Annotated in this window: 23 protein-coding genes; 14 read left to right on the top strand and 9 right to left on the bottom strand. The window is 71.0% G+C overall.

The features are described from left to right. Position 1: 1 nt before the first annotated feature. Positions 2-1,069 carry an energy-coupling factor ABC transporter permease gene (locus tag IF28_RS0108580; protein WP_030216227.1) on the bottom strand — a complete coding sequence of 356 codons (1,068 nt, stop codon included), beginning with the start codon at positions 1,067-1,069 and terminating at the stop codon, positions 2-4. A gap of 189 nt (positions 1,070-1,258) precedes the next feature. On the opposite strand from IF28_RS0108580, the gene IF28_RS0108585 reads away from it, so the two are divergent. Further along, positions 1,259-1,612: an SsgA family sporulation/cell division regulator gene (locus IF28_RS0108585; protein ID WP_030216229.1), complete on the top strand. Its 354-nt coding sequence runs from the start codon at positions 1,259-1,261 to the stop codon at positions 1,610-1,612. A gap of 4 nt (positions 1,613-1,616) precedes the next feature. On the opposite strand, the gene IF28_RS0108590 is transcribed toward IF28_RS0108585, so the two are convergent. The 3 genes from IF28_RS0108590 to IF28_RS0108600 form a co-directional block, all read right to left on the bottom strand. Further along, the gene (locus tag IF28_RS0108590) at positions 1,617-3,278 is read right to left on the bottom strand and encodes a penicillin-binding transpeptidase domain-containing protein (protein ID WP_030216230.1); all 1,662 of its coding nucleotides are present in this window, start codon (positions 3,276-3,278) and stop codon (positions 1,617-1,619) included. A 101-nt stretch (positions 3,279-3,379) separates the two neighbouring features. Continuing rightward, positions 3,380-5,017 carry a penicillin-binding transpeptidase domain-containing protein gene (locus IF28_RS0108595; RefSeq protein WP_030216232.1) on the bottom strand — a complete coding sequence of 546 codons (1,638 nt, stop codon included), beginning with the start codon at positions 5,015-5,017 and terminating at the stop codon, positions 3,380-3,382. A 149-nt stretch (positions 5,018-5,166) separates the two neighbouring features. Further along, the gene (locus IF28_RS0108600) at positions 5,167-6,933 is read right to left on the bottom strand and encodes a dolichyl-phosphate-mannose--protein mannosyltransferase (protein WP_030216234.1); all 1,767 of its coding nucleotides are present in this window, start codon (positions 6,931-6,933) and stop codon (positions 5,167-5,169) included. A gap of 85 nt (positions 6,934-7,018) precedes the next feature. Between IF28_RS0108600 and rsmI the strand changes: the two genes are divergently transcribed. The 5 genes from rsmI (at position 7,019) to IF28_RS0108625 (ending at position 11,191) form a co-directional block, all read left to right on the top strand. Continuing rightward, complete coding sequence (gene rsmI, locus IF28_RS0108605) at positions 7,019-7,879, top strand: 16S rRNA (cytidine(1402)-2'-O)-methyltransferase (RefSeq protein WP_030216236.1); 861 nt, start codon at positions 7,019-7,021, stop codon at positions 7,877-7,879. A gap of 251 nt (positions 7,880-8,130) precedes the next feature. Further along, positions 8,131-8,484, top strand: a complete 354-nt coding sequence (locus tag IF28_RS0108610) for a hypothetical protein (protein WP_030216238.1) — start codon at positions 8,131-8,133, stop codon at positions 8,482-8,484. Between the two features lie 10 nt (positions 8,485-8,494). Beyond that, entirely contained in the window at positions 8,495-9,385 is an 891-nt protein-coding gene (locus tag IF28_RS0108615) for a TatD family hydrolase (protein ID WP_030216240.1), read from the top strand. 34 nt (positions 9,386-9,419) lie between these two features. Next, positions 9,420-10,301 carry a 16S rRNA (adenine(1518)-N(6)/adenine(1519)-N(6))-dimethyltransferase RsmA gene (gene rsmA, locus IF28_RS0108620; RefSeq protein ID WP_030216242.1) on the top strand — a complete coding sequence of 294 codons (882 nt, stop codon included), beginning with the start codon at positions 9,420-9,422 and terminating at the stop codon, positions 10,299-10,301. Beyond that, positions 10,298-11,191 (top strand): 4-(cytidine 5'-diphospho)-2-C-methyl-D-erythritol kinase, encoded by an 894-nt coding sequence (locus IF28_RS0108625; protein WP_030216243.1) that lies wholly within the window; start codon positions 10,298-10,300, stop codon positions 11,189-11,191. The genes rsmA and IF28_RS0108625 overlap by 4 nt, the downstream gene beginning before the upstream one ends. 11 nt (positions 11,192-11,202) lie before the next feature. On the opposite strand, the gene IF28_RS0108630 is transcribed toward IF28_RS0108625, so the two are convergent. Then, positions 11,203-11,808 (bottom strand): Uma2 family endonuclease, encoded by a 606-nt coding sequence (locus tag IF28_RS0108630; protein ID WP_030216244.1) that lies wholly within the window; start codon positions 11,806-11,808, stop codon positions 11,203-11,205. A gap of 144 nt (positions 11,809-11,952) precedes the next feature. On the opposite strand from IF28_RS0108630, the gene IF28_RS0108635 reads away from it, so the two are divergent. From IF28_RS0108635 to IF28_RS0108650, 4 genes are all read left to right on the top strand, one after another. Next, positions 11,953-13,767: an ABC-F family ATP-binding cassette domain-containing protein gene (locus IF28_RS0108635; RefSeq protein WP_030216245.1), complete on the top strand. Its 1,815-nt coding sequence runs from the start codon at positions 11,953-11,955 to the stop codon at positions 13,765-13,767. Between the two features lie 233 nt (positions 13,768-14,000). Further along, positions 14,001-15,719, top strand: coding sequence for a PQQ-binding-like beta-propeller repeat protein (locus IF28_RS0108640; RefSeq protein ID WP_030216246.1), 1,719 nt, complete (start codon positions 14,001-14,003; stop codon positions 15,717-15,719). An 81-nt stretch (positions 15,720-15,800) separates the two neighbouring features. Beyond that, the gene (locus tag IF28_RS0108645; RefSeq protein ID WP_078620957.1) at positions 15,801-17,654 is read left to right on the top strand and encodes a PQQ-binding-like beta-propeller repeat protein; all 1,854 of its coding nucleotides are present in this window, start codon (positions 15,801-15,803) and stop codon (positions 17,652-17,654) included. Positions 17,655-17,860: 206 nt separating this feature from the next. Beyond that, positions 17,861-18,538, top strand: a complete 678-nt coding sequence (locus tag IF28_RS0108650) for a helix-turn-helix transcriptional regulator (protein WP_030216248.1) — start codon at positions 17,861-17,863, stop codon at positions 18,536-18,538. Positions 18,539-18,748: 210 nt separating this feature from the next. On the opposite strand, the gene IF28_RS0108655 is transcribed toward IF28_RS0108650, so the two are convergent. After that, positions 18,749-19,060 carry a hypothetical protein gene (locus tag IF28_RS0108655; protein ID WP_030216249.1) on the bottom strand — a complete coding sequence of 104 codons (312 nt, stop codon included), beginning with the start codon at positions 19,058-19,060 and terminating at the stop codon, positions 18,749-18,751. Positions 19,061-19,081: 21 nt separating this feature from the next. Beyond that, positions 19,082-20,761, bottom strand: coding sequence for a sodium:solute symporter family protein (locus tag IF28_RS0108660; protein ID WP_030216250.1), 1,680 nt, complete (start codon positions 20,759-20,761; stop codon positions 19,082-19,084). A gap of 177 nt (positions 20,762-20,938) precedes the next feature. Between IF28_RS0108660 and galT the strand changes: the two genes are divergently transcribed. Genes galT through galK form a run of 3 tightly spaced genes read left to right on the top strand, consistent with a single transcriptional unit; the run spans position 20,939 to position 24,157 of the window. Beyond that, complete coding sequence (gene galT, locus IF28_RS0108665; RefSeq protein WP_030216252.1) at positions 20,939-22,000, top strand: galactose-1-phosphate uridylyltransferase; 1,062 nt, start codon at positions 20,939-20,941, stop codon at positions 21,998-22,000. Then, positions 21,997-22,968: a UDP-glucose 4-epimerase GalE gene (galE, locus tag IF28_RS0108670; protein ID WP_030216253.1), complete on the top strand. Its 972-nt coding sequence runs from the start codon at positions 21,997-21,999 to the stop codon at positions 22,966-22,968. Before galT ends, galE begins: the two co-directional genes overlap by 4 nt. Before the next feature lie 28 nt (positions 22,969-22,996). Beyond that, entirely contained in the window at positions 22,997-24,157 is a 1,161-nt protein-coding gene (gene galK / locus IF28_RS0108675; RefSeq protein ID WP_030216254.1) for a galactokinase, read from the top strand. 3 nt (positions 24,158-24,160) lie between these two features. Here the strand turns inward: galK and IF28_RS0108680 are convergent, their stop codons facing one another. Beyond that, positions 24,161-24,616, bottom strand: a complete 456-nt coding sequence (locus IF28_RS0108680; RefSeq protein WP_030216255.1) for a GNAT family N-acetyltransferase — start codon at positions 24,614-24,616, stop codon at positions 24,161-24,163. 277 nt (positions 24,617-24,893) lie between these two features. Between IF28_RS0108680 and IF28_RS0108685 the strand changes: the two genes are divergently transcribed. Continuing rightward, positions 24,894-25,661: a response regulator transcription factor gene (locus IF28_RS0108685; protein ID WP_030216258.1), complete on the top strand. Its 768-nt coding sequence runs from the start codon at positions 24,894-24,896 to the stop codon at positions 25,659-25,661. Here IF28_RS0108685 and tamR read toward each other — a convergent pair. After that, positions 25,620-26,117 (bottom strand): MarR family transcriptional regulator TamR, encoded by a 498-nt coding sequence (gene tamR / locus IF28_RS0108690; RefSeq protein ID WP_030216259.1) that lies wholly within the window; start codon positions 26,115-26,117, stop codon positions 25,620-25,622. The genes IF28_RS0108685 and tamR overlap by 42 nt on opposite strands. Between the last annotated feature and the right edge of the window lie 26 nt (positions 26,118-26,143).

The raw sequence follows: 26,143 nt of genomic DNA on the forward strand, positions 1-26,143 counted from the left end.
GTCAGACGCTCGTGCCGCTCGGGGAGGTGGCGTCGTCGGTGTCCTCGCTGCGGCGCCTGCGGACCGCCCAGAACACGCCCGTGCCCGCGACGACCGTCACACCCACGCCGATCACACCGGCCAGACCGCCCGACAGACGGGCGTCGTCGACGTCCTTGACGCCGTAGTCGGCGAGCGGCGAGTCGGAGATCGCGTGCTCCTCGGCCTTCTCGTCCATGCCCTGGTCCGTGGCGACCTTCTCCAGGCCGTCCGGGTTCGCGGAGGCGTAGAAGCTGACGAACCCGGCGAGGACCAGCGAGGCGGCCAGACCGCTGATCCACACCTTGCGGTGCGAGCGCGCGGCGGCGGGCACCGGCTCGGGGGCGCCGGGGGAGTCGGGGGCGTCGACCAGTTCGCCGTTCACCCGCAGCCTGAGCTTCCGCTGAAGCCCGCGCGCCCCGTAGACCAGGTCCGGGCGTACGGCGACGACCGCGCCGACCGTCAGGGCGGTGATCACGGCCTCGCCGATGCCGATGAGGACGTGCACGCCCACCATGGCGGTGGCGACCTTGCCGATCGAGACGTCGGTGGTGCCGCCGATCGCGTAGAGCAGCGTGAAGACGACCGCGGAGGCCGGGACGGAGACCAGCGCGGCGACGAAGGACGCGGCGGTCACCGAGCGGCGGGTGCGCGGCAGCACCTTCACCAGGCCCCGGAAGAGCGCGTAGGCGACGACCGTGGTGACGATCGCCATGTCGGTGATGTTCACACCGAGCGCCGTCAGCCCGCCGTCGGCGAAGAGGACGGCCTGCATCAGCAGGACGACGGAGACACACAGGACGCCGGTGTACGGGCCGACGAGGATCGCGGCGAGGGCGCCGCCGAGCAGATGGCCGCTGGTCCCCGCCGCGACGGGGAAGTTCAGCATCTGCACGGCGAAGATGAACGCCGCCACCAGCCCGGCCAGCGGAGCGGTGCGCTCGTCGAGCTCGCGGCGGGCGCCGCGCAGGCTCACGGCGACGGCGCCGGCGGCGACAAGGCCGACCGCCGCGGACACTGGGGCGTCGATGAATCCGTCAGGTGCGTGCACGGACTCGATGATGTGGCCTGTTGCGAACGCTGCGCAAGAGCGAGCGATTTGTTTTACCTCACGCAGACCTCGTCTGTGATATGCGCCGCTCGGACGCGCAAATTCCGGATCGGAGGCACGATTGAACGGGGGGTGGGTATACGGGTTGCACGCCTTGGATGCAGATTCACGCAGCGTAAGGGGCCACCGATGTCCGTAGTCGAGCAGTACGCGCGAGCCCACATCGTCACCGACGAGACCGAGGAGGACCGGGGAGCGGTACCCGTCGTCCTGCGCTACGACCCCGACGAAGACCCCCTCTGCGTCCGCGTGGCCCTGCCGGGCGCCGCGCCCCGCGAGTGGATCGTCGACCGGGAACTCCTCGAGCGGGGCCTGCTCTCCCCCACGGGCCGGGGCGAGATACGGGTGTGGCCGTGCGGCCGTGTGCAGGCCGTGATCGAGTTCCACACCGCGCAGGGCGTGTCGGTGGTGCAGTTCGAGACAAAGACCCTGGCCCGGTTCCTGCGGCGGGCCCGCGCCGCCGCGGAACCCGTCCCGCACTGACCCCTCAGCCGCCGCTCTTCAGCAGCTCCGCCACGATCGGGCCGGCCGTCGAGCCGCCGTGGCCGGCCTTCTGGACGACACCGGCCGCCGCCAGGTCGCCGCGGTACGCGGTGAACCAGCCGTTGGGCTTCTTCTGCCCGTCGACCTCCGCCGACCCGGTCTTCGCGCCCTTCTGACCGCTCACCGAGGCCATCGCCTCCGCCGCCGTACCGTAGGACGCGGTGTACGACATCATCTCCCGCAGCTGCGCGAGCGTGTCCGCCGACAGGGTGCGCGACGCCGTCGCCAGCTTCCGCCCGTCGACCTCAGGGGAGACCAGATACGGCTGGCGGAAGACGCCGGACTGGACCGTCGCCGACACCGACGCCATGTTCAGCGGGTTCATCCGCACCCCGCCCTGGCCGATCAGGGACGCCGCCATCGGGGCCGCCGACTGCACCGGCACCGAGCCGTCGAAGGTCGGCACACCTATCTGCCAGTCGTTCATCCCCAGCCCGAACACCTGCTGGGCCTGCTTGGTGAGATCGTCGTCCTTCAGCTCGGGCGCCTGGCTGATGAAGGCCGTGTTGCAGGAGCGGGCGAAGCTCGCCTTGAACGTGCCGTCCTTGATCTCGAACTTGTCGTCGTTCTGGAACTTCCAGCCGCCGTAGCTGAAGTACTTCGGGCACGGATGCTTCTCGTCCATGCCGGCGAGGTCCTTCTCGATCAGCATCGAGGAGGTGATCACCTTCATGGTGGAGCCCGGCGCGAGCGAACCCTGGAACGCGGTGTTGAAGCCGTGCGAGGAGTTGGCCACGGCGAGTATCTCGCCGGTCGACGGGCGCAGCACCACCACCGACGCCCGCTCCTTCTTCGCCACCTGCGCCTCGGCGGCGGCCTGCAGGGAGGGGCTCAGCGTGGTCTCCACCGTGCCCGGGGTGCCCTCGCTCAGCTCCAGCACGGTCCGGTCGGACAGCTTCGCCTTCTCCGACTCCTCGCCGCGCACGATCCGCAGCTCGACGCCGGCCTCGCCGCCCGCCTTCTCCCCGTACTTCTCGCGCAGCCCGTCCAGCACCGTCCCCAGGGACGCGTACGTGTCCGTGGTCAGCTCGCCGCCGTCCCGGTCCAGCGCCTTGACCGGCGGGGTGCCGGCCTCGCCGGTGACCAGCTTGTCGCCGTCCTTCAGCTCGGGATGCACGACGGACGGCTGCCAGGCCACCACGGGTTGGCCGTCCCCGGCCCCGCGTACGACGGTCAGCTCGCCGTCGTAGGCCAGCGGCTTGCTGATCTCCTCGTACGACACCGTGCCCTTGACGGCGAAGGGGACCTTGCCGCCGGTGCGGGTGCCGGGGGTGAGGGTGACGTCCTTGACGCGGGCGTCCTCGGCGTATGCGGTGAGCAGGGCGGTCGCGGCCTCGGGGGCGTCGGTGAGGGCGGCGGCCTCGCTCACCTTTCCGGACTGCCAGGCGGTGAGGAAGCGCTCGGCCGTGCCGGTGACCTCTTCGGCGGACAGCGGGCCCGTCTTGACGTCCTCGGCCGTGGAGGCCGTCCGCGTGCCGTCCTCGGCACCGCCCCCGAACAGCGCGTAGGCGCCGAACCCGGCACCGCCGACGACCACGGCGACCACCGTGCCGAGCACCGCGGGTCTCGTCCTGCGCCGCTCGGCGGCGTTCCTTCTGTTCCCCACTGCTTTCCTGTTCCTCCGCTGTCCGCCGCGGGCTCCCCCGGCCCTCATGGCTCGCCCGTGCCAACGACCCACATTAGAGTCCCGCCGTTCACGCGGTGCGGTCAGCCGCCCGCTCGTAGCACGGCTGCGACAATCGGGCCGGCCGCGTCGCCGCCGTGGCCGCCCTGCTGGACCATGGCCGCCGCGGCGACGTCGTCGCGGAAACCGGTGAACCAGCTGTCGGAGGTGGCCTTTCCGTCGACCTCGGCGGAGCCCGTCTTCGCCCCGATGTCACCGCCGAGCCCGGACATGGCCGGCCGGCCGGTGCCCTGGGTGGCGGTGAGCCGCATCATCTGCTTCAGCTGGGACGCGGTGCCCGCGGGGAGGCCCTTCGCCTGCGCCAGCTGACGTCCGTCGAGGTCGGGCGAGACCAGATACGGCTGACGGAACGTGCCGGTGATCGCGGTCGCCGTCACGGAGGCCATGTTCAGCGGGTTCATCTGCACCTGCCCCTGCCCGATGGCGTTCGCCGCGCGGTCCGGGCCGTCGACGGCGGGGACACTGCCGTCGAAGGAGGAGATACCGGTCTTCCAGTCGTCCCGCCCGAGCCCGAACCGCTCCTGCGCCTCCTGGGTGAGCGAGGAGTCGGTGAGCGGATCCTCGTCGATGAGCTTGATGAAGGCCGTGTTGCAGGACCGCAGGAAGCTGTTGGCGAGGCTGGCGCCCTCGTTCGGCGGCATGTCGGTGATGTTCTTGAAGGTCTGGCTGCGCATGACCGCGCTGTCCGGGCAGGGCGCCGGGCCGTTCATCGAGGTCACGCCGTTGTCGATGAGCATCGCGGCGGTGATGATCTTCATGGTGGAGCCGGGGGCGACCTGCCCCTGGAAGGCCGCGTTGAACCCGTCCTCGCGGTGGTTGGCCACCGCCAGCACCTCACCCGTGCTGGGTTCGACCGCCACCACCGAGGACTCCGGGTACCGCCGCACCGCCTTCTCCGCCGCCGCCTGCACCCCGGCGCTGAGGGTCGTGGGCAGCTTGCCCGCCTTGCCCTTCGTGAGGGTCAGCAGCGGGGTGTCGGCCGCCTCCTCGCCGGTGGCCGCCCCGGAGTGCCTGATCACGAGTTCGACACCGGGGGTGCCGCCCGCCTGCTCGCCGTACTTCTGGCGCAGGGTGTCCAGGACCGGCCCGAGCGAGGGGTACTTCTCCTGCGTCAGCACCGAGCCGTCGCGGCCCACCGCCTCGATGGGCGGCTGCGCGGACTCCGCGGTGACGAGCGTGTCGCCCTCCTTCAGCTCCGGATGGACGACCGACGGCTGCCAGTCGACCAGCGGCCGCCCGGTGGTCTGCCCGCGCACCACGGACAGCACGCTCTCGTAGCCCAGCGGCTCGGACTTCCCGTCGAAGGTGACGGTCGCCTTCACCGAGAACGGCACGGTGGCACCGGAGGCCTTCCCCGGCGTGATCTCGACATCACCGATGAAGGCGTCGTCGCCGTACGCCGTCAGCAGCGCCCCGGCCTCCTCGGCGTTGTTCGTGTACGACGCCGCCTGCGCGGCCTCCCCCTTCTCCCAGGCCGCGAAGAAGTTCTCGCTGGTCTCCTCGATCTCCCCCGCGTCCGGCGGCCCGGACTTCTTCGTCGTCGCGCCGCCCGGCCCGTCACCGCTCACGGCCGACACGATGTTGTAGGCGCCGTACCCCGCTCCGCCCAGCATCACCGCGAACACCCCGCCGATCACGGCGGCCTTGACCCCCTTGGCCATCGGACGTTCCCCCTCCGCCCGGACCCCCACGTCTCCTGAACGCGTTCAAAAAGCCCGGTGAGTGAGCACTCTATGCGCCGAGAGTGACCAACGGGCCGCCCGTGTCCGTTTGTTGTCCGAAGAGAGACCCACCCACCGCGCAGAAGGCCTCAAACCCACGTGTCCAGCCACATCCGCGCCCGCCAGTCCTCGATGGGGATGGGGGTGCCGGTGTAGATGGGCCAGAAGTAGATGAAGTTCCATGCGATCAGGAGGGTCAGGACGCCCGCCGCCGTCGCGCCCGCCACGCGGCGGGTGTCGGAGGAGCGGGGTGGGCCGATCAGGGCGCCCAGCAGCATCGCCACCGCGAGACAGAGGAAGGGGAGGAAGACGACGGCGTAGAAGAAGAAGATCGTGCGTTCCTGGTAGAGGAACCAGGGGGCGTAGCCGGCCGCGATGCCGCAGGCGATGGCGCCCGCCCGCCAGTCGCGGCGCAGCAGCCAGCGCCACAGGACGTACAGCAGGGCGAAACAGGCCGTCCACCACAGCAGCGGCGTGCCGAGCGCCAGCACCTCCTGCGCGCACTTCTCGCCCGCGTCGGCCGGACAGCCGTCCACGCCCGGTGCCGGGGACTCGTAGAAGTAGGAGACCGGGCGGCCGGTGACGATCCAGCTCCACGGGTTGGACTCGTAGGTGTGCGGGGAGTGCAGGCCGACATGGAAGTCGTAGACCTGGTTCTCGTAGTGCCACAGGCTGCGCCACCAGTCGGGGAAGAGCCACGACCAGTCGCTGTCCCGGCCGTCCTTCACCGCCCAGTCGCGGTAGTAGCCGCCGCTTCCGTCGGTCGCCGAGCGGAACCAGCCGATCCACGACGCGAAGTAGGTGACCACCGCCACCGGCACCGTCGACAGGAACGCCCAGCCCAGATCGCGCTTCAGGACGGCGATACGGGGCCGGTACGCGCCGGCGACCCGGCGCGAGCCGACGTCCCACAGCACCGCCATCACACAGAACGCGGCCATGATGTACAGGCCGTTCCACTTGGTGCCGATGGCCAGACCCAGCATCACGCCCGCCGCCAGCCGCCACGGGCGCAGGCCCAGCCGGGTGTTCTCGGCGATGTCCGCGTCCGCGCGGGCCCGGCCGTCCGCGTCCACCGGCAGTGCGGCGGCGAGCCGCTCGCGCGCCCGGTCCCGGTCGACCACCAGACAGCCGAACGCCGCGAGCACGAAGAACATCAGCACACCGTCGAGCAGCGACGTCCGGCTCATCACGAAGTGCAGCCCGTCCACCGCCATCAGCGCACCCGCGAGACAGCCGAGGAACGTCGAGCGGAACAGCCGCCGCCCGATCCGGCACAGCATCAGCACGGAGAGCGTGCCGAGCAGCGCCGTCATGAACCGCCAGCCGACCGGGTCGAAGCCGAACATCAGCTCGCCGAGCCCGATCACGTACTTGCCGACCGGCGGATGGACCACGTACGCCGCGTCCGTCGGGATCGGGACGCTCCCGCCCGAGTTCAGGATCAGATCGTTGGCGTTCTTGTCCCAGTTGACCTCGAAGCCGCGGTGGACCAGCGCCCACGCGTCCTTGGCGTAGTACGTCTCGTCGAATATCACCGCCTTCGGGCTGCCCAGGTTCCAGAACCGGAGCACTCCCGCCAGCAGCGTCACCAGCAGCGGTCCGCCCCACCCCGACCAGCGGGTGAGACGTTCCGCGAGCACCGGCGGGACGCCGAGCGTGTCCCACAGCCGTCCCGACGGCCGCGTGTACGGCGGCACCAGGCGGTCGCGGACATCGCCCTCGTGGACAGCGCTTCTGGACCGGCCCGGCGCCGGGTAGCCGAAGCGGTGCAGCCGCTGCTGCCACGACGGCCGCTCTTCGTGCGGCGGCCGGTCCTGCCGGATGTCCGTGGAGGAGGACGCGGTACTGGTCACCGCGCCATCGTAGGGAACAGGGCTGTGTGAGTCCCGCGCATGACCGGTATGCCCCGCCTCCTTCGCGTACTGGGAGGATGGGGGAGTGACCGGAATCCTCGTACTCGCAGGCACCCCCATCGGCGACATCTCCGACGCCCCGCCCCGGCTCGCCGAGGAACTCGCGGGCGCCGACGTCGTCGCCGCCGAGGACACACGGCGGCTGCGCCGGCTGACCCAGGCGCTCGGCGTCACCCCCAAGGGCCGGGTGGTCTCCTACTTCGAGGGCAACGAGACCGCCCGTACGCCCGAACTCGTCGAGGAGCTGGCGGGCGGCGCGCGCGTGCTGCTGGTGACGGACGCCGGGATGCCGTCCGTGTCCGACCCCGGGTACCGGCTGGTCGCGGCGGCCGTCGAGCGGGACGTCAAGGTCACCGCCGTGCCCGGCCCGTCCGCCGTACTCACCGCGCTCGCCCTGTCCGGGCTCCCCGTGGACCGCTTCTGCTTCGAGGGGTTCCTGCCCCGCAAGGCCGGCGAACGGCTGGGGCGGCTGCGGGAGGTCGCCCAGGAGCGGCGCACCCTGGTCTACTTCGAGGCCCCGCACCGCCTCGACGACACCCTCGCCGCGATGGCCGAGGTCTTCGGCGGGGAGCGGCGGGCCGCCGTCTGCCGCGAGCTGACCAAGACGTACGAGGAGGTCAAGCGGGGCCCGCTGGCCGAGCTGGCCGCGTGGGCCGCGGAGGGGGTGCGCGGGGAGATCACGGTGGTGGTCGAGGGGGCGCCGGAGAAGGGGGCCGAGGAGATCGACGACGCCGAGCTGGTGCGGCGGGTGCGGGTGCGGGAGGAGGCGGGGGAGCGGCGCAAGGAGGCCATCGCGGCGGTTGCCGTGGAAGCGGGGCTTCCCAAGAGGCAGGTGTTCGACGCGGTCGTGCGCGCGAAGCGCGAGGCGGGTGAGGGGTCCCGGTAACGCCGCGAGGGGTGCGGTCGCGTCGCGGGCCGGTCGCGCCCACGCGCGGGAGCCGCGTGTCGATGGGGCCTCGCGCCCCGTCGGGGCGCATCACCCAGGGGGCGGTAAAGGGCTCGGGGCGTTTCGGTAAGGAACCGCCAAATCGGGGCCAATACTCGGCTGCCCCACCTGCGCTGTCGGCCGTGGAGGAGTCCACTGGAGCGAGGGGACGGATCCGATTCCGTTCCGCCAGCGGATCGACGGGAGCCGGCATGACTGAGATCTCGGGGCGCAGCGGGCTGAGGGCGGGTGCCACCGCCGTGGTCAACGAGTCGTACTCCTTCGCCTGCATGCGCTGCGGGTACGGCTGGGAGCAGTCGTACGAGATAGAGCACCACACCGACGGGGACGGCCACGAGTTCGTGATGTACGTGGCGGACGGCCGGGTCGTGCCCTCCCCGCTGAACCGGCCGACGTGCCAGAACTGCGACGGCCACGTCGTACGGATCCTGCGCCCCGGCCGGGTCGCCTCCGCCCGCGACGCCGCGCACCGCGACCGCCGTGTGCCGGCCGCCGGGCCGGTCGAGGCCCCGTGGGACCCCGAGGGGCGGGCGCCGCTTCCGTAGGATCGGGGGCATGCCTTCGAACGACCCCGGCAAGAACGCCGCCCCGCCGCTCCCGGACCCCCTGCGGATACCGGTCGCGGACTCGCACACCCACCTCGACATGCAGTCCGGCACCGTGGAGGAGGCCCTCGCGAAGGCCGCGTCGGTGGGTGTGACGACCGTGGTGCAGGTCGGCTGCGACCTCAAGGGGTCCCGGTGGGCGGCGGAGACCGCGGCGGCGTACGACGCCGTCCACGCGACGGTCGCCCTGCACCCGAACGAGGCCCCGCGGATCGTGCACGGGGACCCCGACGGCTGGTCCCGGCAGGGCGCGCGGGGGCCCGGCGGCGACGCGGCGCTCGACGAGGCGCTCGCCGAGATCGACCGGCTGGCCGCGCTGCCCCACGTCAAGGGCGTCGGCGAGACGGGACTCGACCACTTCCGCACCGGCCCGGAGGGCAAGGAGGCGCAGGAGCGGTCCTTCCGCGCCCACATCGAGATCGCCAAGCGCCACGGCAAAACCCTCGTCATCCACGACCGCGACGCCCACGCCGACGTCCTGCGCGTGCTCAAGGAGGAGGGCGCCCCCGAGCGCACCGTCTTCCACTGCTACTCCGGGGACGCCGAGATGGCGGAGATCTGCGCGGGTGCCGGGTACTACATGTCGTTCGCCGGGAACGTCACCTTCAAGAACGCCCAGAACCTGCGGGACGCGCTCGCCGTGGCCCCGCCGGAACTGGTCCTGGTGGAGACCGACGCGCCGTTCCTGACGCCGGTGCCGTACCGGGGGCGGCCGAACGCCCCGTACCTGGTGCCGGTGACCGTGCGTGCCATGGCGGCCGTACGGGGCGTCGACGAGGACACCCTGGCCGCCGCGCTCGGCGCGAACACGGCCCGCGCCTTCGGTTATCCACAGGCGTGACCTGCGCGGTCCGGGTGCCCCGTACCCTTGTCCCGTGACCAGCCCCACCCCTGACGCCCTCCTGGGCCCCGCCGACATCCGTGAACTGGCGGCCGCCCTCGGCGTACGGCCCACCAAGCAGCGCGGCCAGAACTTCGTCATCGACGCCAACACGGTCCGCCGTATCGTGCGCACCGCCGGGGTCCGGTCCGACGACGTGGTCGTCGAGGTCGGGCCGGGGCTCGGCTCGCTCACGCTGGCGCTGCTCGAGGCCGCCGACCGGGTGACCGCCGTCGAGATCGACGACGTCCTCGCGGCGGCGCTGCCCGCGACCGTCGCCGCCCGTATGCCCGGGCGCGCGGAGCGGTTCGCGCTGGTCCACTCCGACGCGATGCGGGTCACCGAGCTGCCCGGACCCGCCCCGACCGCCCTGGTCGCGAACCTGCCGTACAACGTGGCCGTGCCGGTGCTGCTGCACATGCTGGAGAGCTTCCCCAGCATCGAGCGCACCCTCGTCATGGTGCAGGCAGAGGTCGCCGACCGGCTCGCCGCCGCACCCGGCTCGAAGGTGTACGGCGTGCCCTCGGTGAAGGCCAACTGGTACGCGGAGGTCAAGCGGGCCGGCGCGATCGGGCGGAACGTCTTCTGGCCGGCGCCGAACGTGGACAGCGGGCTGGTGTCGTTGGTCCGCCGCAGCGAGCCGCTGAAGACCAGCGCCTCCCGGCGCGAGGTGTTCGCCGTCGTCGACGCGGCCTTCGCCCAGCGCCGCAAGACCCTGCGGGCCGCGCTCGCCGGCTGGGCCGGGTCGGCCGCCGCCGCCGAGGCCGCCCTGGTCGCGGCGGGTGTCTCGCCGCAGGCGCGCGGGGAGTCCCTCACCGTCGAGGAGTTCGCGCGCATCGCCGAGCACGCCGGGAACAAGGAGTCGGGTCAGCAGTGAGCGTCACCGTCCGCGTCCCCGCCAAGGTCAACGTCCAGCTCGCGGTCGGCGCGGCCCGCCCCGACGGCTTCCACGACCTGGCCAACGTCTTCCTCGCGGTGGGTCTGTACGACGAGGTCACCGTCACGGCGGCCGACGAACTCCGGATCACCTGCACCGGACCCGACGCGGGTCAGGTCCCCCTCGACCGTACGAACCTCGCCGCCCGCGCCGCCCTGGCGCTCGCCGAGCGGTACGGCCGGGAGGCGGACGTCCACCTCCACATCGCCAAGGACATCCCCGTCGCCGGGGGCATGGCGGGCGGCAGCGCGGACGGCGCGGGCGCGCTGCTGGCGTGCGACGCGCTGTGGGGGACGGGTGCCTCGCGCGAGGAACTCCTCGACATCTGCGCCGAGCTGGGCAGCGACGTGCCGTTCAGCCTGGTCGGCGGGGCGGCGCTCGGCACCGGGCGGGGCGAGCAGCTGACGGAACTGGAGGTCGGGGGAACCTTCCACTGGGTGTTCGCGATGGCCTCGCGGGGGCTGTCGACCCCGGCGGTGTTCCGGGAGTTCGACCGGCTGGGGGAGGGGCGGGACATTCCGGAGCCGGTGGCCTCGCGGGAACTGATCGACGCGCTCGCGAAGGGCGACGCCGACGCCCTCGCCGCCACCGTCTCCAACGACCTTCAGCCGGCGGCCCTGTCCCTGTTCCCCGAACTCGCGGACACTCTGGCGGCCGGGCGCGCGGCGGGAGCGCCGGCCACGCTGGTGTCGGGGTCGGGGCCGACCACGGCGTTCCTGGCGCGGGACGCGGAGGGGGCGGAGGCCGTCGCGGATGCGCTGCGGGCCTCGGGCACCTGCCGCGCCGTACGCACGGCGTCGGGTCCGGTGCCGGGGGCGACGGTGATCTGAGGACTTCGGGTTCAGAGTTCGGTGACGGCGGTGAGGTCGATGTCGATCGTGTAGGGGCTCTCGACCTTGATCCGGTCACGATGCAGACCCACATGCATGTACACGTGGTTGACCGTGTCCAGCTCGTACACGTGGATCACCGGACTGTGACCGGCTCCGTCACGCTCGACGCGCCAGAAATGGGGGATGCCGGCGTTGGCGTACTTGTGCGGCTTGGTCGTACGGTCGCGGGACTCCGACTCCGGCGAGACGACCTCGACGGCCAGCAGTACGTCCTTGACCTGGTAGCTCGTCTGGTCCGGGCTGAGGACCGCGTCGGCGAAGACCACACTCACATCGGGCTCCGGCCCGTTGTGCCGGTCCAGCACGATGGTCATCTCCCGTTTCACCCGGTATTTCTTCGGCACGCTCTGCCGCAGGCCACTGACCAGCAGGTCGATCACATCTGCGTGGAAATTGCGCTGCGGACTCACGATGACGAGGCTCCCGTCGATCAGCTCGGTGTGCGGCGGGAGATCAGGCAGTGTGAACAGGTCGTCCACGGTGTAGCCGTCCAGCGGCGGCACCAGCCACTGGACGCGGTGCTCTACGGACTCGGCGGTCATGGTTCCTCCCATGGACGGGATCCTGCTGCCTGCCCTCCACGGTAGCCGCCCGTTCCCGATCACGTCATCACAAAGAGTGACTACCGCCTCGCGCGTCGGCCGCCCCCCGGCAGGCCCTACGCTTGAAAACTGATCGATCCACCTGGCAGGAGAAAAATGGCCGTCAATCTGGTCAATGTCGAGAACGTCAGCAAGGTGTACGGCACGCGTGCGTTGCTCGACGGGATTTCCCTCGGCGTCTCCGAGGGGGACCGGATCGGGGTCGTGGGGCGCAACGGGGACGGGAAGACCACCCTCATCCGGATGCTGGCGCGGCTGGAGGAGGCCGACACCGGGCGGGTGACGCACTCCGGCGGGCTGCGGATCGGGGTGCTCACCCAGCACGACTCCCTCGACCCCGCCGCCACCGTCCGGCACGAGGTCATCGGTGACCTGGCCGACCACGAGTGGGCCGGGAACGCCAAGGTCCGGGACGTACTGACCGGGCTGTTCGGCGGCCTCGACCTGCCCGGGTTCCCCAAAGGGCTCGACACCGTCATCGGCCCGCTGTCCGGCGGCGAGCGGCGCAGGATCGCGCTCGCCAAGCTGCTCATCGAGGAGCAGGACCTGATCGTCCTCGACGAGCCCACGAACCACCTCGACGTCGAGGGCATCTCCTGGCTCGCCGAGCATCTGCGCAGCCGCCGGTCCGCGCTCGTCTGCGTCACCCACGACCGCTGGTTCCTCGACCAGGTCTGCACCCGTATGTGGGACGTGCAGCGCGGTGACGTGTACGAGTACGAGGGTGGCTACTCCGACTACGTCTTCGCCCGCGCGGAGCGTGAGCGGATCGCCGCGACCGAGGAGGTCAAGCGGCAGAACCTGGTCCGCAAGGAGCTGGCCTGGCTGCGGCGCGGCGCCCCCGCGCGGACGTCGAAGCCGCGCTTCCGCGTGGAGGCCGCCAACGAGCTGATCAAGGACGTACCGCCGCCGCGCGACAGCAGCGAGCTGATGAAGTTCGCCTCTTCACGGCTGGGCAAGACCGTGTTCGACCTGGAGGACGTCACCGTCCAGGCCGGGCCCAAGGTGCTGCTCCAGCACATCACCTGGCAGCTCGGGCCCGGCGACCGCATCGGCCTGGTCGGTGTCAACGGGGCCGGGAAGACGTCCCTGCTGCGGGCGCTGGCGGAGGCGGCCCGCAGCGACGGCGAGGTGCAGCCCGCGGCCGGCAGCGTCCGCGTGGGCAAGACGGTCAAGCTCGCCTATCTCTCCCAGGAGGTCGCCGAACTCGACCCCACCTGGCGGGTGCTGCAGGCCGTGCAGGCGGTGCGGGAGCGCGTCGACCTCGGCAAGGGGCGGGAGATGACCGCCGGGCAGCTGTGCGAGACCTTCGGGTTCAACAAGGACAAGCAGTGGACGCCGGTCGGCGATCTGTCCGGCGGTGAGCGGCGGCGGCTCCAGCTGCTGCGGCTGCTGATGGACGAGCCCAACGTCCTCTTCCTCGACGAGCCCACCAACGACCTCGACATCGAGACCCTCACCCAGCTCGAGGACGTCCTCGACGGCTGGCCCGGCTCGATGATCGTCATCTCCCACGACCGCTTCTTCGTCGAGCGCACCACCGACCGGGTGTTCGCCCTGCTCGGCGACGGCACCCTGCGGATGCTGCCGCGCGGCATCGACGAGTACCTGGAGCGGCGCAAGCGGATGGAGGAGACCGCGGCCGCCGCGGCCTCCGTGCCGGCCGCCTCGGCGCAGACCGCGGCACCCGAGAGGAGCGCCGCCGACCAGCGCGCCGCCAAGAAGGAACTCCAGAAGATCGAGCGGCAGCTCGACAAGGTCTCCGAGAAGGAGACCAAGCTGCACGCCGCCATCGCCGAGCAGGCCACCGACTTCGCGAAAGTCGCCGAACTCGACGCCGAACTGCGGGAATTGGCCGGACAGCGCGACGAACTGGAACTGCGCTGGCTGGAACTGGCGGAGGACGCCTGACCGTCCCGCCCCGCGCGTACGGAGCGCGCGTGGCGTGAAGGGGGCGTGAAGGCGCGTAACAGGCGCATCACGGGCCGGTTCTCCCTTGGGAACAGGGGAGGACTCGGCCCCGTGGCATGTCAGGACCGGGTGATAGAAAGGGCCCCAGTCTGAGAAACGTCTGAATACGACTCTGGGTTCATCGCATACCTCAGGGCGTGGCTAAAAATCAGTGAGTAAGGGGGAACGCGCTGATGACTCAGCCGCCCAACCAGCCGCCGCAGGGTGGTTTCGGAGCGCCGCAGGATCCACCGCCGGGGGGTGGTTTCGGGGCGCCGCAGATGCCTCCCACACCCCCGTCGGGGTCGCCGCAGCCCGGATACGGCTATCCGCAGCAGCCGGGACCGTACGCCTCCGGACCCTACGGCCAGCCGCAGCAGCCGGGGCCGTACGGACAGCAGCCGGGGTACGGATACCCGCAGCCGCAGTTCCCCGGGGCGCCCGGCACACCGCCGCCCGGCGGATCCGGCTCCCGCAACCCCTTCAAGGGCAGGCCCGCCATGGTCATCGGTGCCGCCGTGGCCGCGCTGCTGGTGATCGGCGGCACCGTGTACGCCGTCTCCGGTGACGACGGCAAGGACGACAAGAAGCCCGTCGCCCGGCAGACCGACGACCCGAAGCCGGGCAAGTCCTCCGGCGGCGCCCCGGTCAACCCGGGCGACGGCAGCGGTGACGGCGGCGAGGACCCGGACGACCTCAACGAGGGCCGCAAGGCCGGTGAGTCCAAGGTGCTCTGGTACAAGGAGGCGCCCGACGCCCCCGGTTCCGGCGCCGAGGCCCCCGGCATGTGGGTCACCGACAAGACGGCCGTGAAGGCCGCCTACAAGCAGCTCCTCGCCTTCAACGTCGGCGACGGCAAGCCCACCTGGGACACCGTCGAGTTCCCGCAGAAGATCTGCGCGGTCACCCAGGACAAGACGGCCGACGACAAGATCGTCGTCGCCCACATGAGCGGCAGCAGCGACCGCGCCAAGTGCAACCAGCTCCAGCTCGTCGATCTCAACACCGGCGAGAAGGGCTGGACGCAGGAGGTCGCCGAGGGCGCGCTGTTCGACTCCGTGCTCTCCATCGAGATGTCCCTCACCGGCAACACCCTGATGGTGGGCCGCTCGCAGTCCGGCACGGCGTACGACGTGACCAGCGGCAAGAAGCTGTTCGACGCCAAGAAGTACGGCGACACCTCCTGCTTCCCCGCCGCCTTCGCCGGCGGTGCGCGGCTGCTCCAGGTCGCGTCCTGCGGCGCCGGCGGCAACAACGAGCACGACGAGCTCCGGGAACTCGACCCGAGGACCGGCAAGGTGAAGTGGACCCGGAAGTTCGACAAGGGGTGGCGCATCGAGCGCGCCTACTCCGTCGACCCCGTGGTGGTCTACAGCACCAACGAGGACAAGAAGACCTGGAACATCTCCGCCTACACCGCCACCGGCGAGATGCGCTCCCAGGTCACCGTCGACGAGGACTTCGCCCCCGGCTGCGGCTGGGCCATCATGGCCCGCGACCTCCAGGGCTGCGAGGGCGTCGTCGTGGACCGGAACACCCTCTACCTGCCCACCGACGCGAAGACCGGCGCCAACGAGATCGTCGCCATCAGCCTCGACAACGGCAAGGAGCGGTGGCGGGTCAAGTCCCCCGTCGCGGAGGCCATGCAGCCGCTGAAGACCGAGGGCGGCAACCTCATCGCCTACGTCGAGCCGGCGTACGACGCGGGCGGGCGGATCGTGGCCGTCCCCCTCGCCGGTGGCGACCACAAGCCCGTCACGCTGATGCAGAACCCGCAGGGTGTCGCGGACATCGAGAGCGGCTTCTTCAGCAGGTCGGTCGACTGGGCCGACGGGCGCTTCTACATCTCGACGACACGGCTGAACGGGAACGACGACTCGAAGGAGAAGTTGATGCTCGCCTACGGCAAGTGAGGGGCGGTTTCGCTTCGTTCCTCCACCTTCCGTTCTCCGCCGTCCGTTGCCCGTCGTTTCCCCTCTTGAGGTACTCACGTCATGACTCAGCCTCCCCCGCCGCCCAACCAGCCCCCGCAGCAGCCCGGGTTCGGGCCTCCGCAGGAGCCGCCGGCGCAGCCGCCGGCCGCGCCCGGCGGGCCTGATCTCAACAAGGCCCCGGAGCCCGGGTACGGGTATCCGCAGGCTCCGTCCGCCCCGGCGACTCCGGCCACTCCGGCCGCCCCGCAGCCGCCGGTCGCTCCGCAGGGGCCCGGGTACGGGTATCCGCAGCAGCCGCCGGCCGCCGGGTACGGATATCCGGGACAGCCGCCGGCCGCCGGGTACGGGTACCCGGCCCCGCCGCAGCAGCCGGGGCCGTACGGACAGCCCGGGTACGGGTATCCGCAGCCGCCGACCATGCCGATGCAGCCGCAGCCGGGGGGTGGCGGGAAGAAGTTCAACGCCCAGCTCGCCATCATCGTCTCGGCGGTCGTGGCCATCGCGCTGATCGTCGGCGGCGGTGTCTGGTACGCGTCCTCGTCCGGCAAGGACGACGGAAAGAAGAACACCGCGGACGGCGGCGACGGCAAGAACAAGACGAACGGCGGCGACGGCGGAGGAACCGGCGGCGGCTCCGCCGGGGCCAAGGAGAAGGCGCCGGCCGACACCGCCTCCAAGGTGCTGTTCCAGGTGCCCGCGCCCAAGGTCCCCAAGGACACGACGAGCATCTCCACCTCCGGTTCCTGGCTGACCGACACGGTGTACGCCAAGAGCGGGATCGCCGAGATCGTCGGCTACGACCGTGCCAAGGGCACCGAGAAGTGGACGATCGACCTCCCCGGACCGGTGTGCGAGGCCACCAACCACGTCACCGAGGACAACAAGACGGCGATCACCTTCAAGCCGGCCATGCCGACCAAGGAGAACCCGCAGTCCTGCACCCAGGTCGCGCTGATCGACCTCGCGGCGGGCCAGGAGGTGTGGACCAAGACGGCCAAGACCGGCACCATGCCGATCAGCTTCAGCAACGTGACGATCGGCGGCGGGACCGTCGCGGCCGGCAGCACCAGCGGCGGCGCCGCCTGGGAGGTCGCCACCGGCAAGCAGCTGTGGGCGCCCAAGACGTCCGACTCCTGCTACGACTCCGGGTACGGCGGCGGCGAGAAGCTCGTCGCGGTGCGCAAGTGCGGCTCGTACGAGCAGCGGCAGCTGCACATCCAGAACATCGACCCGAAGACCGGGAAGGTGATCACCGAGTACAAGATGGACGAGGGCATCGAGTACGCGGCCGTCGTCTCCAGCGACCCGCTGGTCGTCGCCGCCGACGTCGGTGACACCGCCGGTGACGGCAGCGGCATCTCGGACTTCTTCTCCATCGACAACAAGACCGGCAAGCTGCGTACGCGCATCTCCGCGCCGGGCGACGACTTCGCGGCCCGCTGCGACGCCATCTACAAGCTGGAGAAGTGCACCGGGCTCACCGTCGGCAACGACAGGCTGTACATCGCGACCGAGGAGCACGAGGGCGCCGGGGGCGCGCTGAGCGAGACCAACGAGGTCGTCGCCTTCGACCTCGCGACCGGCAAGCAGACCGGCCAGCGTGCCGACGCGGGCGAGGACTACACGATCGTCCCGCTGCGGATGGACGGCGACAACGTGATCGCGTACAAGCGTCCGCCGTACGACAAGGGCGGGCAGATCGTCAGCATCGACGGCAAGACGTTCAAGCAGACGACGCTGCTGGAGAACCCGGCGACGGAGACCGTGCGGGATGTGGAGGCGCGGATGTCCCCCGAATACGCGGAGATCCTTTTCTCCGGCGGCGGTCTGTACATGTCCGACGTGTATGCCAGTGACTTCACGTCGGCTTCGGACGACAAGGAGTACCTGGTGATCGCTTTCGGTACGAGTTGATCGTTCGGATTGCTTCCATTCGCGGCCCCGTCCCTGGTCAGGGACGGGGCCGCGGGCTTTTCGCCGGTGTTCGGCCCATCGCCGCCGAATGCGAGAATTTCGGGGTTCCGGGGCGATTCTCGCCGGTAGGGGGAGCGCGATGTCGAACAAGCGTGTAGCTTCCGGGGGCATCCGGGGGTGCGTTGTTATGGGGGGTTGGTTGTTCGATGGGTGTGCGGCTGATGGTGGTCGACGACCACCGACTGCTCGCCGAGGCGCTGGCCTCGGCGTTGAAGCTGCGGGGGCACCGGGTGCTGGCGGCCGCGGCGCCGGCGTCCGGGGCGGCGGATCTGGTGATCAGCCGGGCGCCGGAGGTGTGTCTGCTGGGGACGGCGGCGCCGGCGGAGGCGGGGGTGTTCGATCCCGTGGTGAAGATCAAGCGGGAGCGGCCGCAGGTGGCGGTCGTGGTGCTGGGGCCCGTGCCGTCGCCCCGCGGGATCGCGGCGGCGTTCGCGGCGGGGGCGTCGGGGTACGTGCGGCACGACGAGCGCATCGAGGGGGTCGAGCGGGCGATCATGAAGGCGCGGGCGGGGGAGGCGGCCGTCGCGCCGGGGTTGCTGCAGGGGGCGTTCGGGGAGCTGCTGCATCCTACGGCGCAGCCGGATGACGAGGGCGCGCGGTTGTTGCGGATGCTGACGCCCCGGGAGGTGGAGGTGCTGGTGCGGGTGGCCGAGGGGGAGGACACGCGGCTGATCGCGGCGGGCATGGGCATCGCGCCGTCGACGGCGCGGACGCATGTGCAACGGGTCCTGATGAAACTGGGCGTCGGCTCCCGTCTGGAAGCGGCGGCCCTGGCCGCCCGGACGGGCCTGCTGGACCGGGCGGGCCCCCTGCACGGCACGTAACGCCTACGGCGCCCGCGGCACGCCCACCCGCGCCGCCCCCTCCACCCCCTCCACCCTCCGTCCTCCGCGGGCAGTCGTGCCGCTGGGGCGGCACGGGTGGGCGCGACGGCACCCCGTGAGCGCCGGGCCGCGCGAACACCCCCCGGTCCACAGCGGCACGGGCGCCCCGCAGGGGCCGGGCCGCAGGCCCGCGTCGACCCGGCACCCCGGCTACTCCTCCCGGTCCCCCGGAACCGCAGCCGGCGGCGGCGGAGCCGTCGGGCGGAGCTTCAGCCAGAGGAGGAACAGCAGGCCCAGGATCAGCATCCCCAGCCCCGTCCAGAGGTTGATGTTGACCCCCTCCGCCTTGTCGATGTCCGCGTCGGACGCGACGACACCGGCGATCGTGACGATCACGCCGTACAGAACGAACAGCCCGCCGATGATCCGCCGGATGTCGAACAGCCGCGCGGCCGTCGCTGACCTGGTCTCCAGCTCGGAGACCTCCTGCTGAAGATCACGCTCGGAAAAGTGCTCGGACATGGTCCCTCAATCCTCCCGCGTTCAGAACGAGAACGGGATGTAGCAGGCGGCAGCCAGGATCACCGCACCCCAGCCCAGCAGTGCCGGCTTCCGGTACCACGCGTCGTCGCCCTTCGCGGGCGGCTCCGCCATACCGGGGGAGCGCGTCCCGTAGACCAGGCCCTGGAGTTCCCGCGCGGGCTTGGGCGCGGTGAACAGGGACACCGCGACCATGACCACCCCACCGGCGACGAAGCCCGCGATCGCGGAGACGAAGTTGGCGCCCTGGTCGGAGGGGATGCCGATGATGCCCTGCTTGTAGATGACGAAGTAGTTGATCATCGCGGCGGTGGTGCCGGCGATCAGGCCCCAGAAGCCGGACTTCATGGACGCCCGCTTCCAGAACATGCCGATGATGAAGACCACGAACATCGGCACGTTGAAGAAGGAGAACAGCGTCTGGAGGTAGCTCATGATGTTGGAGAAGGAGCTGGCCAGGAACGCCGTACCGATGGAGGCGAGGACACCGATCGCGGTGATCAGCCGGCCGAAGCGGATGTAGTACTCGTCCTCGCGGTGCCTGACCACGTACTTCGCCCAGATGTCGGTGGTGAAGACGGTGTTGAAGGACGACACGTTGGCCGCCATGCCCGCCATGAACGCGGCCAGCAGTCCGGTCACGGCGATGCCGAGCACACCGTTGGGCAGGAACTGCTGCATCAGGTACGGGATCGCGTCGTTGTACTGGAGGTCGGAGTCGGCCGTGCCGATCGCGGGCACCAGCACGGCGGCGACCAGGCCCGGGATCATCACCAGGAACACGATGAAGATCTTCGGGAACGCGGCGATGAGCGGGGTGCGCTGGGCTGCCGAGAGGTTCTTGGCGGACAGGGCGCGCTGCACCTCGGCGAAGTTCGTCGTCCAGTAGCCGAAGGAGAGGACGAAGCCGAGGCCGAGGACGATGGTCAGCCAGTTGGCGCCGAGCGGGTTGTCGCTGCCGATGCCGGTGCCGCCCCAGGCGGTCATGAAGTCGTCGCCGTGCGACTGGGAGAGGGTGTCGGACAGCCCGTCCCAGCCGCCGACGCTCTTCAGGCCGATCACGGTGATGGGGATGAGCGCGGCGAGGATGACGAAGAACTGCAGCACCTCGTTGTAGATCGCCGAGGACAGGCCGCCGAGCGTGATGTACGCCAGGACGAAGGCGCCGGCGACGACGATCGCCACCCACTGCGGCCAGCCCAGAAGCGCCTCGACGACGATCGCGAGGGCGTACAGGTTGACGCCGGCGATGAGGATCGCGGCGGCCGCGAAGAGGATCGAGCTGAGCAGATGGGCCGCCCTGTCGAAGCGCAGCAGCAGGAACTCGGGGACCGAGCGGACCTTGCTGCCGTAGTAGAACGGCATCATCACCAGGCCCAGGAAGACCATCGCGGGGATGGCGCCGATCCAGTACCAGTGGGTCGTGTAGACGCCGTACTGCGCGCTGTTGGCCGCCATGCCGAGGATCTCGGTGGCACCGAGGTTGGCCGCGATGAAGGCGAGGCCGGTGACCCAGGCGGGCAGGGAGCGGCCGGAGAGGAAGAAGTCGAGGCTCGTCTTCACCGAGCGGCGGGCGGCGAGGCCGATGCCCAGCACGACGACGAAGTAGATCCCGAGGATCGTGTAGTCCAGCCAGTTGGTGGGGAGTCGAAGCTCCGCCGCCAGATATGTGGGGGTTTGCATACACACTCGCTTCGGTAGCGAACTGATCCGGTGCGGAACCCATTCCTCCGTGTTCAGTAAGTGAACACATCTGGTGATGTTCTTTGTTTGATCGTGATCAGGGTGGGGGTGCTGGTGGGTTGTGATGTGTTATGTTCGATTGTGTTGAGTGATTGGTGGGTGCAGAGGAGAGCGGCAGTGAAGAAGACGTCGACCCGACTGGCCGACGGTCGCGAGCTCATCTACTACGACCTCGCCGACGACACCGTCCGCGACGCCGTCGACCGCCGTCCGCTGGACGCCACGGTCACCACGTCCGAGGTCCGCCACGACGTGCTGCTCGGTGACTCCGTCGCGATCGCCTCCCACCGGCAGGGGCGTACGTACCATCCGCCGGCCGACGAGTGCCCGCTCTGCCCGTCCGAGGGCGAGCGGCTCAGCGAGATCCCCGACTCGTCGTACGACGTGGTCGTCTTCGAGAACCGGTTCCCGTCGCTCGCGGGGGACTCGGGCCGCTGCGAGGTCGTCTGCTTCACCTCCGACCACCGCTCCTCCTTCGCCGGCCTGACCGAGCGCCAGGCACGACTGGTGCTCGACGCCTGGACCGACCGCACCTCCGAGCTGTCGCATCTGCCCTCCGTCGAACAGGTCTTCTGCTTCGAGAACCGGGGGGCCGAGATCGGCGTCACCCTCCAGCACCCGCACGGGCAGATCTACGCCTACCCCTTCACCACCCCCCGCACCGCCCTGATGCTGCGCCAAGTGGCCGCACACAAGGAGGCGACGGGCGGGGAGAACCTGTTCGACGCCGTGCTGGAGCGGGAACTGGCCGACGAGCGGATCGTCCTTGAGGGTGAACACTGGGTGGCCTTCGTGCCGTACGCGGCGCACTGGCCGTACGAGGTCCACCTGTACCCGAGGCGCCGGGTGCCCGACCTGCTCGGGCTGGACGAGGCGGCGCGCACGGAGTTTCCCCGGATGTATCTGGAACTCTTGAGGCGCTTCGACCGGATCTTCGGGGAGGGTGAGCCCGCGACGCCGTACATCGCGGCCTGGCACCAGGCCCCGTTCGGCACGCTGGAGGAGTTCGACGGCGTCACGCGTGACGACTTCGCGCTCCATCTGGAGCTTTTCACCATCCGCCGTACGCCCGGCAAGCTGAAGTTCCTCGCGGGCTCCGAGTCCGGTATGAACGTGTTCATCAACGACGTGCCGCCGGAGCGCGCGGCCGGGCGACTGCGGGAGGTAGCGAGTTCATGAGCGGGAAGTACCTGGTCACCGGGGGTGCGGGATATGTCGGCAGTGTCGTCGCCCAGCACCTGATCGAGGCCGGCCACGAGGTCGTCGTCCTCGACAACCTCTCCACCGGCTTCCGCGCGGGCGTGCCCGCGGACGCGCGGTTCATCGAGGGCGACATCCGCGACGCCGCCAAGTGGCTGGACGCCTCCTACGACGGCGTGCTCCACTTCGCCGCCTTCTCGCAGGTCGGCGAGTCGGTGACGAGGCCCGAGAAGTACTGGGACAACAACGTCGGCGGCACCATGGCGCTGCTCGGAGCGATGCGCGAGGCCGGAGTGCGCCGCCTCGTGTTCTCCTCCACGGCGGCGACGTACGGCGAACCCGAGCAGGTCCCGATCATGGAGACCGCGCCCACCCGGCCCACCAGCCCGTACGGCGCCTCCAAGCTCGCCGTCGACCACATGATCACCGGCGAGGCGACCGCCCACGGCCTCGGCGCGGTCTCCCTGCGCTACTTCAACGTGGCCGGCGCCTACGGGCACCACGGCGAGCGTCACGACCCCGAGTCGCACCTCATCCCCCTCGTCCTCCAGGTCGCCCAGGGGCGGCGCGAGGCGATCTCCGTCTACGGCGACGACTACCCGACGCCCGACGGCACCTGCGTACGCGACTACATCCACGTCGCCGACCTGGCCGACGCCCATCTGCTCGCGCTGAAGGCCGCCGTGCCCGGCGAGCACCTGATCTGCAACCTCGGCAACGGCGAGGGCTTCTCCGTCCGCGAGGTCGTCGAGACGGTCCGCCGGGTCACCGGCCACCCGATCCCCGAGGTCGTCGCCCCCCGCCGGGGCGGCGATCCGGCGGTCCTGGTGGCGTCGGCCGCCGCCGCCCGCGAGAAGCTGGGCTGGAACCCGTCGCGCGCCGACCTCGCGGGGATCGTCGCGGACGCGTGGGAGTTCGCGCAGCAGCGCGCCGAGCAGGCCAACTAGAACGTCAGGAAGGGTCAGGGGTCAGGGGATGAGCGAGTCCAGCGAGGCCGTCGCCGAGCGGTTCGAGGAGTTGTACGGGGCCGCGCCGGACGGGGTGTGGGCGGCACCGGGCCGGGTCAACCTCATCGGTGAGCACACCGACTACAACGACGGCTTCGTCATGCCGTTCGCGCTGCCGCACACCGCCGTCGCGGCTCTCACCCGGCGCGACGACGGCGTTCTGCGGCTGCACTCCGCCGACGTGGAGGGCCCGGTCGTGGAACTGGCCGTGGACGCCCTGACCCCCGAGTCCGACAAGCGGTGGACCGCCTACCCGGCCGGTGTGGTGTGGGCGCTGCGCGAGGCCGGGCACGCGGTGACCGGCGCCGACATCCATCTCGCCTCCTCCGTACCGGCGGGCGCGGGCCTGTCCTCGTCGGCCGCCCTGGAGGTCGTGGTCGCGCTCGCCCTGAACGACCTGTTCGGCCTCGGACTGCGCGGCTGGCAGCTGGCCCGGCTGTGCCAGCGCGCGGAGAACGTCTACGTCGGCGCCCCCGTCGGCATCATGGACCAGACGGCGTCCGCCTGCTGCGAGGCCGGCCACGCCCTGTTCCTCGACACCCGCGACCTCTCCCAGCGCCAGATCCCCTTCGACCTGGCCGCCGAGGGCATGCGTCTGCTCGTCGTCGACACCCAGGTCAAGCACAGCCACAGCGAGGGCGAGTACGGCAAGCGCCGCGCGGGCTGCGAGAAGGGCGCGTCCCTGCTGGGCGTGGACGCGCTGCGGGACGTCCCGTACGACGGACTCGACGCGGCGCTGGAGCGGCTGGGCGACGAGGAGGAGATCCGCCGTCTGGTCCGGCACGTGGTCACGGAGGACCAGCGCGTCGAACGGGTCGTCTCCCTGCTGGAGTCCGGCGACACCCGTGCCATCGGGCCGGTGCTGGTGGAGGGGCATGCCTCGCTGCGCGACGACTTCCGGGTCTCCTGCCCCGAACTCGACCTCGTGGTGGAGACCGCCGTCGCCGCCGGCGCCCTCGGTGCCCGGATGACCGGCGGCGGCTTCGGCGGCTCGGCCATCGTCCTGACGGAGGAGGCGGACGTCCCCGCCGTCACCAAGGCCGTCGAAGAGGCCTTCGCGGCGGCCGGGCTGACCGCTCCCCGCGTCTTCGGGGCGGTGCCCTCCGCGGGGGCCCGCCGGGTGCGCTGAGACTCAGCCCAGCCGCTTGACCAGGGTGTACTCCGTGATCCCCGGCGGGTAGTCGGGGATCACGCACACCACCTCGTAGCCCCGGCGGCGGTAGAAGTCCGGGGCCTGGAAGTCCCATGTCTCCACGCGGGAGGCCGCGCAGGCGCGTTCGGTGGCGGCCAGGTGCTCCGCCTTCGCGAGGAGGCGGGAGCCGAGGCCCGCGCCCCGGTGGCGGTCGTCGACCCAGAGATAGGTGACGTGCAGCCAGGTGGTCCAGGTGTGGCCGACCAGGCCGCCGGCCAGTTCGCCGTTCGCATCCGACACCCACACGTGCAAAGGCGATTCGCGCGCCGGCGGTGTTCCGCGCAGCGCGCGCAGGACCGGCGAGGCCGCCGTGTTCGTGTCCCTCAGCCGCCTGCGGAGCAGATCACGTCGGGCGTTGTCGACTTCTGTCTCAAGACGAAACATGCGGCACACCATAAACGCGGAAGGCCGCAAGTTCTGCAAATAACCTTCCGCTGCCCGCCCCCGCCCGTAACCTGTTGGACAGCGCCGGTGGGGGCCGGCGCCGTTCAGGGGGCGAGTCAGTCGGGTACGACGTCCGAGGTGGGGTGGCGGTGGTCGCGCGGCGGCGACGGCCCGTCCCACATCCGGTCACAGAAGTGACCGGGGGCCTCGGCGTCGTACCCGCGCCGGTGTCGTCTTGTGACGATGGGGTAATCCCCTGCTCTGTGAGGAGCTTGGGGAAGGGGGTTTCGTGGTTCGCATTCGAGTCCTGGTCGTCGACGACCATCGCATCTTCGCCGAGTCGCTGGCCGCGGCCCTGGCGGCGGAGCCCGACGTCGACGTGTCCGCGGCGGGCAGCGGCCCGGCCGCGCTGCGCTGTCTGGAGCGGGCGGCCGTCGAGGGACGCCGCTTCGACGTGCTGCTCGTCGACGCCGACCTGGGCGGCAAGGTGCCGGGCGGCCGTCCGGCCGTGCCCGTGCAGGCCGGTGACGAGGACGGGCTCGTCGACGGGATATCGCTGGTCACCGGCGTCCGTTCGGTACAGCCGCAGGTACGGATCGTGGTGCTCGCCGAGAAGGACGACCCCGGCCGGGCCGCGCTCGCCCTGGGGGCCGGTGCCTCCGGGTGGGTGGCCAAGGACTGCTCGCTGAGCCGGCTGCTCACCGTCATCCGGGGAGTGCTGCGGGACGAGACGCATCTGCCGCCCGCGCTGCTGACGGGTGTGCTGCGGGAGCTGACCGCCGCCCGGCGGCACCGCACCGAGAGCGAGCGGCTCGTGGAGTCGCTGACCCCGCGCGAGCGGGAGGTGCTGCGGTGCATGGTCGCGGGACTGGGGCGCAAGGCGGTCGCCGAGCGCCTGTATCTGTCCCCGCACACCGTGCGGACCCATATGCAGAACGTTCTCGGGAAGCTGGGCGTGCACTCCACGCTCGCCGCGGTGGCCCTCGCCCGGCGGGCGGGTGTCGGACCCGTCGACCTAACCGGGGATGTTGTCGAACGGGGCGGTCAACTGGCGTAGCAGTCCGGCCAGTTCGCCACGCTGGGCGCGGGTGAGTTCCGCGAGGATCGCCCGCTCCTGCGCCAGCAGCCCGGCCAGTGCCTGGTCGGCGCGGTCGCGGCCCTCGTCCGTGAGCCGGACCAGCACACCGCGCCGGTCACTGGGGTCGGGCAGCCGCTCCACGAGGCCCTTCTTGGTGAGGCGGTCGATGCGGTTGGTCATCGTGCCCGAGGTGACCAGCGTCTGCGTGAGCAGCTGCCCCGGCGAGAGCTGGTACGGGGTGCCCGCGCGGCGCAGCGCGGTCAGGACGTCGAACTCCCAGGACTCCAGGCCGTGCTCCGCGAAGGCGAGCCGGCGTGCGCGGTCCAGGTGCCGGGCCAGTCTGCTCACCCGGCTGAGCACCTCGAGCGGTTCCACGTCGAGGTCCGGGCGCTCCCGGCGCCATGCTGCGACCAGCCGATCGACCTCGTCCTCCATGACGATCAGTGTAGTGGTTGTGTCGA

The sequence above is a fragment of the Streptomyces sp. NRRL WC-3626 genome (assembly GCF_000718785.1).
In the GTDB taxonomy this organism is placed as follows: domain Bacteria; phylum Actinomycetota; class Actinomycetes; order Streptomycetales; family Streptomycetaceae; genus Streptomyces; species Streptomyces edwardsiae.